Below are 11,643 nucleotides of genomic sequence, written 5' to 3'. Positions count from 1 at the left end.
AAGACCGCCCGATCATTCCTCGGCATCCTCTGCCTCGCAGCCACCGCAGACTGGATCAAGCTCTAACAGGCCTTAAAACTCAAATAACATCGACCTCGCTCAAGCTCTCCAACCAGACGCCACACTCAGCTATGGGCTACCTCTCGTCCACCGAATAGGAAGGCTGCTGGCACAGATGGGCTGCCCCCTGGGCCTGCCCCGCCAGTCCCTGCTGGCGGAGCAACAGGCCAGGGCCAGGTGCATCCTGCGCGATCTGGACTCATATTAGAAATGATAATCAATCGCATTTACCTGCGCGCGGGCCGGCGATAAACTCGCCCCACCCGGCCCGGCACGCGGCCGCCGGGAGGAGGAAGGAACAGTGCGCCCCGTGCCGCGCGACGACAGGCCCCGCTCACAGTACCACCGGGCGCCGGCTGCCCTGCCGTGAGCGGCCGCACCGCCACCTTCCTGCGCCTCTATGCGGGGCGCGACAGGCTCGTGCAGGATGTGGCGCGGCGCATCCTCTGCCGCGCCACCGCCGCCGATCTGGTACAGGATGTCTTCCTGCGCCTGTGGGACCGCGCGGCGGAGTGGAAGGGCGACCCGGAAGCCTATCTGCGCCGCAGCGCCCGCAATGCCGCCATCGACTATCTGCGCGCCCGCCGCCTGCGTGAGGCGGTGGCACCCGAACTCGCCGCCCGCATGGCCCCGCCCGCCCCCGAGGCGCATCTGGAGGCCCGCGATGCGCTGCGGCGGCTGGAGGTGACCATCCGCGCCCTGCCGGAGCGGAGCCGGGATATCTTCCTGCTCAACCGCGTCCATAGCTGTTCCTATAGCGAGATCGCCCGCGCCATGGGCCTTTCCTCCACCGCCGTCGAGAAGCATATGGCCCGCGCGCTGGCCGCCTGCCGCGCGGCCGTGGAGGGCGAGGCGATGACCGGAGATGACAGGGCATGAGCGGGCCGGATGAGGCGCTGCGGCAGGAGGCCGAACTCTGGCTGGCCCGGCAGCGGCGTGGCCTCTCCGCGCCGGAGCGCCGCGCCTTCGCCACCTGGCAGGAGCAGGGCGAGGCCGCACGGCGGGCCTTCCGCGAGGCGGAAAGCCTCTGGCATCTGGCGGAGGGGCCAGGCCAGCGCATCGCCGCCGAGGAGGCGCCCCGGCTGGAAGGCTGGCTGGCCGCCATCCAGGCCGAGCGCCGCCGCCGTGGCCGCCGGCGCCTGGGCGCCGCCACGCTGGGCGCCCTGGCGCTGGCCCTGGGCGGCGGCGGCCTCTGGCTGGAACGCCCCGGCCTCTGGCAGGATCTGCTGGCCGATCTGCGCACAGGGCGCGGGGAGAGGCGGCTTCTGCCTCTGCCCGATGGCTCCTCCGCGCTGCTGGATGCTGATAGCGCCCTGGCCCTGGACTTTGGCACGGCGGAGCGCCGTGTCACCCTGCTGCGCGGCGCGGCCTTCTTCACCGTGCGGCCGGCGGCGGAAAGCGGCGGCCGCCCCTTCGTGGCCGAGACGGCGCCGGGCAGTGTCCGCGTCCTCGGCACGCGCTTTGAAGTGCGGCTGGTGGGCGGGGAAGCCATCGTGACGCTGGAGGAAGGCAGCGTCGCCGTCACGCCCCGCGGTGAGGCTGGCCAGATCCTGCGCCCTGGTGAGCGGCTGCGCTTCGGCGCCGGGGGGATGGCACGCCCCGAGGCGGTGCGTCTGGATGAGGCCCTGTCCTGGCGGGAGGGCCGCTTCGCCTTCCAGGCCATGCCCCTGCGCGAGGTGCTGGAGGAAATCGGGCGCTACAGGCCAGGGCGCATCCTGCTGCGGGATCCTGCCCTGGGCGAAACCCGCGTCAGCGGCAGCCTGCCGCTCGACCGTCCAGATGCCGCGCTGCGCGCCCTGCAAAGCCGTCTCGGCTTCCGCTTGCGCGTGGTGGCGGATCGTCTGGTGCTGGTAGGGGAATAGATGTTCCAGGAAGAGTGTTCTTTTTAGAAAAAAGAACCAAAAACTTTTTGCCAGTTTGGCGTCCCGCCGTGCCGGGAGAGCGCGGCAGCCTTGAAAAGTCTTTTTGCTTCTTTTTCTTCAGAAAAAGAAGAATCTCTCCCCTGAAAAAATCTCCTCCCGAGGGGTGGGGTGAAGCCCCCTCCCAGCCGTGAAGCATCACGAGAGAGGGCGTGCGGCCCATGCCGGCGCCCCGCTGAACGGGCTGCGAGGACCAGGACGAATGACGAGATCTCGGGTAGGGCGGCCTCTGGCCCTGTTGCTGGCGTGCACGGTGCTGACGCCGATCACTACCTTTCCGCCGCCGGCCATGGCGCAGGAGGTGGCCAGCCGCCAGGCCTTCGACATCGGCGCGCGGCCGCTGAACGAGGCGCTGAACGCGCTGGGCCGCGTCACCGGGCTGGCCATCGTCTTCACGGAAGAGGTGCCGCCCGGCACGCTGAGCCAGCCGGTTTCCGGCTCCCTGACGGTCAGCGAGGCGCTGACCCGCATGCTGGCGGGCACGCCCTTCACCTGGCGCTTCAGCGGGCCGGATACGGTGACCCTGCTGCGCCGCCCGGCGGTCCGAGGCGCGGTGGAATTGCCGGAGGTCGCGGTCTCCGGCGCCGTGCCGCGCAGCTGGAGCCCGGTGCCCGGCTATGTCGCGGAGGTCAGCGGCGCCGGCACCAAGACCGACACGCCGATCATCGAGACGCCGCAATCCATCTCCGTCATCACGCGCGACCAGCTGGATGCCCAGCGCATGGGCTCGCTGCATGACGCGCTGCGCTACACGCCCGGCGTCACCACGGCGCAGGGCTTCAACCGCACGGACGAAACCCTCGTCATGCGCGGCTTCGATGCCTGGGCGCAGACGGGCAGCCTCTACCGCGACGGGCTGCGCTACGGCGCCAATGGCTACACGCTCGGCATTCTGGAACCCTATGCGCTGGAGCGGATCGACATCCTGCGCGGCCCGGCCTCGGTACTCTATGGCCGCTCCGAGCCGGGCGGCGTCATCGCGCTGACGAGCAAGCGGCCCACGGACGAGCCGCTGCACGAGATCGAGCTGAGCGCCGGCAACTATAATGCCCGCCAGATCGCCGGCGATTTCAGCGGCCGGCTGACCGAGGACGGCGTCTGGAGCTACCGCCTGACGGGACTGCTGCGGGACTCCGACACGATGGTGAACCATGTGCCGGATAACCGCCTCTACATCGCCCCGGCGTTGACATGGCGGCCGGACGGGGATACCTCCGTCACCTTCCTCGCCCAGGCCAGCCGCAACAATTCCGCCTATAACTACGGCGTGCCGATGGAGTTCGCGCTGAACAAGCCCGCGGTGCGCAGCGGCACCTTCATCGGCGAGCCCGGCTTCGACAAGACGCAGAGCGAGGTCTTCAGCCTTGGCTGGCAGGCGGAGCACCGGCTGGATGAAACCTGGACGCTGCGCCAGAACACCCGCTGGATGCGCGCGGATACGCGCCTGCCCTTCATCGCCTTCAACGCGCCGGCCGGCGGCACCAGCTATTCGCGCCTCGCGATCAGCCGTGTCACCAACAGCGATGAATTCGCCATCGACAATCAGGCGGAGGCCCGCTTCACCACCGCTGGTCTGCGCCACACGGTACTGATGGGGGTGGATTATTCCAGCCTCGACCTGCGCGACCGGCGCGGCCTCACCACCGCCAGCGATATCGACCTGTTCCGCCCCGTCTATGGCGAGCGCATCGCCTGGCCGGCCTATACGCTGGTGAACGGGCGGGAGACCTCGCAGCAGCTTGGCCTCTATCTCCAGGATCAGGTGCGGGTGGGGGAGCGGCTGATCCTGCTCGGCGGCCTGCGCCAGGACTGGGTCTGGGCCGAGACGGAGGACCGGCTGGGCGGCACGACGCTCGGCCAGTCGGACCGCGCCCTCACCTGGCGGGCGGGGGCGGTCTACCGGCTGGATGGCGGCTTCGCGCCCTATGCCACCTATGCGCGCTCCTTCAACCCGAATTCGGGGGTGGTGGACCTCTCCGGCCGGCCCTTCGACCCGACCACGGGCCAGCTTTACGAGGTGGGCCTGCGCTGGCAGCCGGAGAACCGGCGCAGCCTGATCAGCGCCGCGCTCTACCAGCTGACCAAGCAGAACGTCGTCACCTATGACACGCTGTGGACACCGCGGCAGATCGGCGAGACGCGCTCGCGCGGCGTCGAGGTGGAGGCCCGCGCGCAGCTGACCGAGGGGCTGGGGCTGATCGCCACCTACACCTACACGGATGCGGTCATCACCAAGAGCGCGGGCAGCGACCTGGGTGACACGCCGCCGGCGACGCCGAAGCATGCCGCCTCGCTCTGGGCTGATTATGCCTTCCCGGCCGGCCCGCTGGAGAAGCTCGGATTGGGTGGCGGCGTGCGCTACATGGGCAAGACGGAGGACACCTCCAACAGCTGGCGCGTGCCGGATTATGCGGTGGTGGATGCAATGGCGCGCTATGACGTCGATGCGCATTGGCGCCTGACGCTGAACGCCATCAATCTCTTCGACAAGAAGTATGTCGCCACCTGCACCTACGCCTGTTTCTACGGCGACCGGCTGGCGGTGACGGCGGCGCTGCGCTACCGGTGGTGATCCACCCTGGGCGGCGTGGCCTGCTGGCCAATGTGCTGACGGGGGTGCTGGCGGGCCTCGGGCCGGGCTGTCCGGCGGAGGCCCGGCCCACTGGCCTGGTGACGGGGGGCATCATCCCCCTGGGCTGGCCAGCGGCGCAGGCGCTGCTGGCCCTTGGCCTGCCCTGCCCGGCGGTGACGGAGGCGGCACTCTACCGGCGCGCCGTGATCGAGCCCGCGTTGCCTGCCGGCGTGCTGGAACTGGGCCGCCGCGCCGAACCCAATATGGAATTGCTGCGCGCCCTGGCCCCGGCCGCGCTGGTGGTGGAGCCTTCTGCCGCGGGCCTGCGGGAACGGCTGCGGCGCATTGCTCCCGTGCTGCCCTATGCCCTGGCGGGGCCGCAGGGGATGGGGCTGGCGGAGGCCGAGGCCGGGCTTTCCGCACTGGCGGAGGCCCTCGGGCAGCCGCAGGCCGCCCTGGACTGCCGGGCGGCGCTGCACGAGGCCCTGGCGGCGGCGCGGGCGCGGCTGCGGCCCCTGGCAGGCCAGCCGGTTTTCCTGGTGCATGAGATTTTGCCGCAGCATGTCCTGCTGCTCGGGCGCAACAGCCTGTTCCACGCCGTATTGGCGGAGATGGGGCTGGAGAATGCCTGGAGCGGGCCCAGCAGCGTCTTCGGCCATGCCATCGCGCCACTGGAGGCCCTGCTGGCGGTGCCGCAGGCGCGGGTTGTGGTCACCGGCATGCCGGAACGGCTCTGGCCCTCGCTGCGGGAGGACCCGGTCCTGAGCCGCCTGCCGCCCTTCGCGCCGGGGCGGCTGGTCCTGCTGCCCCCCACCCTTTTCTATGGCGGGGTTCCCGCCGCGCTGCGCCTGACGCGGCTGCTGACCGGCTCTCTCTCCCCCCATGCCTGAATTCCGCCTGCGCCGCCCCTTCCCGGTTGTCGCGCTGCTCTTGGCCTGTGCCCTGTTCCTGACCCTGCGCCAGATGGCGGCCCTGGTACCGCCCGGGCTGTGGTGGGATCTGCTGCTCCGGGGGGCGGATCTGCCCGATCCAGCACCCGGCGGCGCGCCAGCCCTGGGTCCGCTGCTGCTGCACAGCCTGTTCCTGCCCCGGGTGGCGATGTCCCTGCTGTGCGGCGCCGCCCTGGCCTTTGCCGGCGTGCTGTTGCAGCAGGTGCTGCGCAACCCGATGGCTGAGCCGGCCACGCTAGGCGTGGCACCGGGCGCCGCGCTGGCCCTGGCACTGGCGGCGGTGCTGGCTCCTGACCTGCTGCTGCCGGCCCCGCTGGGGCTGGGGCGCGTGCCGGTGGCCTTCCTCGGCGGCATGGCGGCGCTGGGGCTGGTGCTGCTGCTCAGCGCGGCGCGTGGCTTCGCGCCCCTGGCGGTGATCCTGGCCGGCATGGTGGTCAGCCTGGCCTGCGGCGCCATGGCGGCGCTGGTGACACTGTTCCGCCACGACCTGCTGCTGGGCCTGTTCTTCTGGGGGGCCGGGGCGCTGGAGCAGCGGGGGTGGGATGGTGTCCGCAGCCTCGGGCTGTGGAGCGGGGCGGTGGGGCTGGCAGTGCTGCCTCTGCGCCGCCCGCTGGCGCTGCTGGCCCTGGGGGATGAGGGCGCGCAGGGCCTGGGGCTCGGGGTGGGGAGGCTCCGGCTGCTGGGGCTGGGGCTGGCGGTGCTGCTGAGCGCGGCAGTGGTGAGCCAGGTGGGGGTGGTCAGCTTCATCGGTCTGGCGACCCCGGCCCTGGCGCGGCTGCTCGGGCTGCGGCGGCTCGGGGAGCGGCTGTTCTGGGGCGCGTTGCTCGGGGGTGGGCTGCTCTGGCTGACCGATCAACTGGTGCTGCTGATCCCGCAGGGCTATCGCACGCTGCCGACCGGCGCGATGGCCGGCTTCCTGGGGGCGCCGCTGCTCCTGGTGCTGCTGCCCCGCCTGCCCGCCACGCCTCCCCCTGCCCTCTCCCGTGGGGATCTCCAGCCGGTGCGGCACAGGCTCCTGCCGGCGCTCGGGCCGCTGCTGCTGGGCACACCGCTTCTGCTCTGGCTGGCCATGGCCGCGGGGCAGGATGCGGCGGGCTGGCACTGGGCATCAGGGGATATGCTGCACGATCTGCTGCCCTGGCGCCTGCCGCGCGCACTGGCCGCTCTCTCGGCGGGCATCCTGATGGCCCTGGCCGGCACACTGACCCAGCGGCTGACCGGCAACCCCATGGCGGCACCAGAGGTGCTTGGCATTTCATCCGGGGCGGCGCTCGGGGTGATCGTGATGCTCTTCACCCTCCCCCTCCCCTCGCGGGGCGGGCAGATGCTGGCGGGCGCGGCCGGGGCCGCGATCGTCCTGGCGGTGATGCTGGGGCTGGGGCGACGTTCCGGCTTCTCCCCGGAGCGGCTAATCCTGGTGGGGATCGCTCTGACGGCCCTGCTCGGGACGGCCACCGGCCTGGTGATGGCCAGTGGCGATCCGCGCGCGGTCGAACTGCTCAACTGGATGTCTGGCTCGACCTATGCGATGGAACTGCCGGACGCTTTTTTTCTGCTGCTGGCGGCCGTTCTGGGGCTTGGGCTTCTGGTCCCCCTGGCGCGCTGGCTGGATATCCTGCCGCTTGGCGAGGTCACGGCTCTCGGCCTTGGCCTGCCTCTCCCCATGGTGCGGCTGTGCCTGCTGCTGCTGGTGGCGGCCATGACCTCCGTGGCGATGCTGGTGGTTGGCCCGCTCAGCTTCACCGGCCTGCTGGCACCCCAGATCGCCCACCGGCTGGGCCTGGGACGCGGGTGGCACCAGGCACTGGGCGCAGCCATGATAGGCGGCAACATCACCTTGCTGGCCGACTGGTTCGGACGGATGCTGGATTTTCCTTTCCAGATCCCCGCCGGATTGCTGGTGAGCGTCCTTGGCGGACCGCTGATGATCTGGCTCATGCTGCGACGCCCGGGCTGATGCTGTCGACGCGGCCATGAAGTTGCCCCGCTTCCGTGGACAGTTCGTGGGTAGGGATCATTTTTCGGCCATGGCCCTGGCTTCGCATGCGATGGGCGAGAGGTAGCGCAGGGCGGAGTGACGCCGGGTCGGATTGCAGAAACCCTCGATGAAGGCGAACACCGCCATCCACGCCTCTGCCTGGGAGTGGAAGCGCGCCGGTCCAGCAATGCGCACTCGAGGGTGGCGAAGCAGGAGGAGGTCCGCATCGGTTAAGGAATTTTGACGTGGCGGCCGTCTGTGGCAGCTTGTGCCCTGGAGGTCGACTGATGAGCATGCCCGCGCCTAGCCGTCTGTTGTTCCATGCCGCCGTCGCCGCAGCCTTCGCGCTGATCCTGGCGCCGGTGGTGATGGTCATGGTGATCAGCGTTTTCCGGCAGGAGATCGTCAGCTTCCCGCCGCCGGGGCTGACGCTGGACTGGTACGTCAATGCCTGGGACCGGCAGGAATTCGCCCGCGGCTTCTTCTCCAGCCTGCAGGTGGCGCTGCTGGCGACACTGATCGGCGTGCCGGCCGGGACCTCCGCAGCCTATGCCATCGCCCGCGGCTGGCTGCCCGGGAAGGGAGCGGTGAACACCCTGCTGCTCAGCCCCCTTGCTGTGCCCGGCGTGGTGGCGGGTACCGCGCTCTACATGTTCTATCTGCGTGCCGAATTCTGGATTGATGCCGACATCACCGCGACCCTGCAGGGGCTGGTCGCCGCCCATGTGCTGCTGACCATCCCCTGGACGGTGCGGCTGGTCTCGGCGAGCCTGGCCAATCTCGACCGCTCGGCCGAAGAGGCGGCGGCCAATCTGGGCGCGAAGCCCTTCACCGTGTTCCGCCGGGTGACGCTGCCGATGCTGCGCCCGGGCATCGTCGCCGCCTGCCTGTTCTCCTTCATCCAGAGCTTTGAAAATCTCGAACTCTCGCTGCTGCTGGTGGGGCCGGGGCGGACGACGCTGCCGGTCGCCATGCTGAGCTACCTCGAATTCCGCATCGACCCGACGCTCGCCGCCGTGGCCACGGTACAGATCCTGCTCGTCGCGGGGCTGATGCTGCTGACCGACCGCTTCGTGAAACTGTCGCGGGTCGTCTGACGCGCTGGCTCCACGCCAAAGGAGAGCATGGATGGGCAATCTGGTGCTGGAGGCGCTGTGCAAGCGCTACGGTTCCTCCACCGCGGTGGAGCGGGTCGATCTGGAGGTGAGGCAGGGCGAGATGGTGGCTCTTCTCGGCCCCTCCGGCTGCGGCAAGACCACGACGCTGCGCATGGTCGCCGGCTTCATCCCGCCGAGCGAGGGCCGCATCCTGATCGGCGGCCAGGATGTGACGCGCCGCCCGCCCTATGCCCGCGACACGGGCATGGTGTTCCAGGCCTATGCGCTGTTCCCGCACATGACGGTCGGGCAGAACGTCGCCTTCGGGCTGGAGATGCGGAAAGTCGGCCGTGCCGAGCGCGATGCCCGGGTGATGGAGGCGCTGCGCCTGGTGCGGCTCGACCACCTGGCCGACAGGCTGCCGCGTCAGCTCTCGGGTGGCCAGCAGCAGCGCGTGGCCCTGGCCCGCGCGCTGGTGGTCAACCCGGCCGTCTTCCTGCTGGACGAACCCCTGTCCAATCTCGACGCCAAGCTGCGCGGCGAGGTGCGGATGGAAATCCGCGCGCTGCAGCAGCGCCTCGGCCTGACCACCCTGATCGTCACCCATGATCAGGAGGAGGCCCTGACCATGGCGGATCGCCTCGTTGTCATGGAGCGCGGCCGGGTGCGGCAGGTCGGCACGGCGGAGGAACTCTATGAGAACCCGGCCGATCCTTTCGTCGCCGGCTTCGTCGGCCGCTGCAACCTGATCGAGGGCCGCATCGAGGCACCGGGCGGCTTTCGCGCGGCGAGCGGCGCCCTGTTGCATTGCGATGCCACCGCCGCCGGGGCGCGGCCGGACGCCGCCCTGCTGGCGCTGCGCCCCGAGCGTATCGCACTGCAGCCGGACCCGCAGGGTGGCGGCCGGGTCACCGCGCTCACCTATCTCGGCGCCCTGACCGAATATCTGGTGGAGCAGGACGGCACATCCCTGCTGATCATCCGCCCGACACCGACGCCAACCGATCCGCTGCGGCGGCTGGCCGTCGGCGATACCGTGACGCTGAGCTGGGAGGCCACGGCCGCCCGCCTGCTGCCTGCCGCCTGACCTGACCTCAACCCTGACGTGACAATCTGACGTGACCTTGGGAGAGCTGGCATGAACATCACCCGTCGCGCGACCCTGGCCGGCGCTGGCGCCGCCTTCGCATCCATCACCGCCGGCCTGCCCGGCCTGGCCCGAGCCCAGGGCCGGCAGGTGGTGGTCGGTACCTGGGGCGGCGATTACGGCGAGCTGCTGCGCGCCCATATCGACCAGCCGCTGATGGGGCCGCAGGGCATCGAGGTCCTGCAGGACATCGCCAATGCCGATCCGCGCAAGACCAAGCTGATCGCCGAGCGCCAGGCCCGCCGCGGCACCTTCGACATCGCCTGCCTGTCGGACACCGACATGCACATGATCGCGGCCCAGGGCGCCTTCGACACCCTCGACATGGGTAAGCTCAAGCGCGGCGCCGCCATCCTGCCGGCGCTGGCCAAGCCCTACGCCGTGCCGCACATCTATTCGGCCCTCGTCCTGCTCTACAACCCGAACAAGGTCACGACGCCGCCCAAGGGCTTCGCCGACATGTTCGACCCGAAATATCGCGGCCGCGTCGGCTTCTCCGACATTCTCTACAGCACCAACACCTTCGCGGCCGCCATGGCGGGCGGCGGCAGCTACGACAACTATGCGCCGGCGCAGCAGAAGCTGATGGAACTGCGTTCGCTCGACGCCAAGATCTACCCCTCCAACGAGGCGCTGGCCGGCGCGCTGAAGTCGGAGGAAGTGTGGATGACGCCGATGTGGCTCGCCCGCGGCTTCATGTGGCAGAAGGCCGGTATCCCGGTGAAGCATGTTGTCCCGGCCGAGGGCGCCTATGCCATCGTCTTCGAGATGGCGGTGCCGAAGAACAGCCGCAACAAGGACGCCGCCTATAGCTATATCGATGCCTCGCTGCAGCCCTCCGCCCAGGCCGCCTTCGCTGACCGCATGGGCTACCTGCCGACCGTCAAGGACGCGCCGCTGCCGGCCGAGATCGCCAGCCAGATCAGCCTGACCGAGACCGAGCAGGCCCGCCTGCGCGCGCCCGACTACGACTATCTGCTGAAGATGCACGGCGAGATCCTCGACTTCTGGAACAAGCAGTTCAAGGCGTAACCCGATGGCCGCGCTCGTCCTTCCCGCCGGATTGCTGGTTCTGCTGCTGCTGGTCGCGCCCATGCTGCTGCTGGCGCGCATCTCCCTGAACCAGTTCAGCCCCACCGAGATGATGGTGGAAGCGACGACCGCGGCCAATTACCTGCGGGCGCTGGCGGATCCCTACTACCGGCAGGTCATGGCGACGACGCTGGGCGTCGCCCTCGGCTGCACCCTGCTGACCCTGGCGCTCGGCTTCCCCGCCGCCTACTGGCTGGCGCGGATGCAGAGCCGCTGGAAGAGCCTGGCCACCATCACCGTGCTTTTCCCGCTGCTGGTCGGCAATGTCGTGCGCGCCGCCGGCTGGATGGCGCTGCTCGGCAATGAGGGCGCGATCAACGCGGCGCTCAAGGGGCTCGGGCTGATCACCACCTCGCTGCCGCTGCTCTACAACACCGGATCCGTGGTCACCGGTATCGTCGCCGTCGTGCTGCCCTACATGATTCTGACGCTGGCCTCGGTGATCGAGAGCATCCCGCGTCAGGCGGAGGAAGCCGCCGCCAATCTCGGGGCGAAACCCTTCACCGTGTTCCGCCGCGTCGTGCTGCCGCTGGCGCTGCCCGGCGTGGCCGCCGGGTCAGTGCTGGTCTTCATCCTCTGCATGAATACCTACGCCTCCGCCGTCCTGCTCGGCGGGCCGCAGTTCAAGATGATGGCGCCCGCCGTCTACGACCAGTTCGTCCGCGGCAACAACTGGCCCTTCGGCGCGGCCCTCGCCTTCATTCTGCTGGGCGTCACCTTGCTGCTGACCATCATCGGCAGCACACTGCTGGGGCGCAGATACAAGACGGCTTGAGAGGGGCGCCGCCCCTCTCAAACTCTCCCCGCCAGGAACCTGAGGTTCCTGGA

Annotated in this window: 9 protein-coding genes; all 9 read left to right on the top strand. The window is 69.9% G+C overall.

Features of this window, described 5'->3' with window-relative positions:
• Positions 1–426 precede the first annotated feature (426 nt).
• The 9 genes from NON00_RS17270 to NON00_RS17225 all read left to right on the top strand — a co-directional run bounded on the left by NON00_RS17270 (position 427) and on the right by NON00_RS17225 (position 11,590).
• Positions 427–939, top strand: a complete 513-nt coding sequence (locus NON00_RS17270) for a sigma-70 family RNA polymerase sigma factor (RefSeq protein ID WP_256023535.1) — start codon at positions 427–429, stop codon at positions 937–939.
• Positions 936–1,922 (top strand): FecR domain-containing protein, encoded by a 987-nt coding sequence (locus NON00_RS17265; protein WP_256023534.1) that lies wholly within the window; start codon positions 936–938, stop codon positions 1,920–1,922. The genes NON00_RS17270 and NON00_RS17265 overlap by 4 nt, the downstream gene beginning before the upstream one ends.
• Positions 1,923–2,181: 259 nt before the next feature.
• A complete protein-coding gene (locus NON00_RS17260) occupies positions 2,182–4,551 on the top strand; it encodes a TonB-dependent siderophore receptor (protein WP_256023531.1) in 2,370 nt (789 codons plus the stop codon).
• Positions 4,545–5,441 carry an ABC transporter substrate-binding protein gene (locus NON00_RS17255; protein ID WP_256023528.1) on the top strand — a complete coding sequence of 299 codons (897 nt, stop codon included), beginning with the start codon at positions 4,545–4,547 and terminating at the stop codon, positions 5,439–5,441. The genes NON00_RS17260 and NON00_RS17255 overlap by 7 nt, the downstream gene beginning before the upstream one ends.
• Positions 5,434–7,458 (top strand): Fe(3+)-hydroxamate ABC transporter permease FhuB, encoded by a 2,025-nt coding sequence (gene fhuB, locus NON00_RS17250; RefSeq protein WP_256023525.1) that lies wholly within the window; start codon positions 5,434–5,436, stop codon positions 7,456–7,458. Before NON00_RS17255 ends, fhuB begins: the two co-directional genes overlap by 8 nt.
• Positions 7,459–7,766: 308 nt before the next feature.
• Positions 7,767–8,576, top strand: coding sequence for an ABC transporter permease (locus tag NON00_RS17240; protein ID WP_256023523.1), 810 nt, complete (start codon positions 7,767–7,769; stop codon positions 8,574–8,576).
• A 31-nt stretch (positions 8,577–8,607) separates the two neighbouring features.
• Positions 8,608–9,663: an ABC transporter ATP-binding protein gene (locus NON00_RS17235; RefSeq protein ID WP_256023521.1), complete on the top strand. Its 1,056-nt coding sequence runs from the start codon at positions 8,608–8,610 to the stop codon at positions 9,661–9,663.
• Positions 9,664–9,714: 51 nt separating this feature from the next.
• A complete protein-coding gene (locus NON00_RS17230; protein ID WP_256023518.1) occupies positions 9,715–10,755 on the top strand; it encodes an ABC transporter substrate-binding protein in 1,041 nt (346 codons plus the stop codon).
• Between the two features lie 4 nt (positions 10,756–10,759).
• Positions 10,760–11,590, top strand: a complete 831-nt coding sequence (locus NON00_RS17225) for an ABC transporter permease (protein WP_256023515.1) — start codon at positions 10,760–10,762, stop codon at positions 11,588–11,590.
• Positions 11,591–11,643: the final 53 nt, after the last annotated feature.

The organism is Roseomonas sp. GC11 (assembly GCF_024437745.1).
Taxonomy (GTDB): Bacteria; Pseudomonadota; Alphaproteobacteria; order Acetobacterales; family Acetobacteraceae; genus Pseudoroseomonas.
This window is presented reverse-complemented; position numbering and strand designations above follow the sequence as displayed.

Coding starts and splice junctions, on each gene's coding strand:
- NON00_RS17260 (WP_256023531.1), top strand. CDS start 2,182: ATGACGAGATCTCGGGTAGGGCGGCCTCTGGCCCTGTTGCTGGCGTGC.
- NON00_RS17235 (WP_256023521.1), top strand. CDS start 8,608: ATGGGCAATCTGGTGCTGGAGGCGCTGTGCAAGCGCTACGGTTCCTCC.
- NON00_RS17265 (WP_256023534.1), top strand. CDS start 936: ATGAGCGGGCCGGATGAGGCGCTGCGGCAGGAGGCCGAACTCTGGCTG.
- NON00_RS17240 (WP_256023523.1), top strand. CDS start 7,767: ATGAGCATGCCCGCGCCTAGCCGTCTGTTGTTCCATGCCGCCGTCGCC.
- NON00_RS17230 (WP_256023518.1), top strand. CDS start 9,715: ATGAACATCACCCGTCGCGCGACCCTGGCCGGCGCTGGCGCCGCCTTC.
- NON00_RS17225 (WP_256023515.1), top strand. CDS start 10,760: ATGGCCGCGCTCGTCCTTCCCGCCGGATTGCTGGTTCTGCTGCTGCTG.
- fhuB (WP_256023525.1), top strand. CDS start 5,434: ATGCCTGAATTCCGCCTGCGCCGCCCCTTCCCGGTTGTCGCGCTGCTC.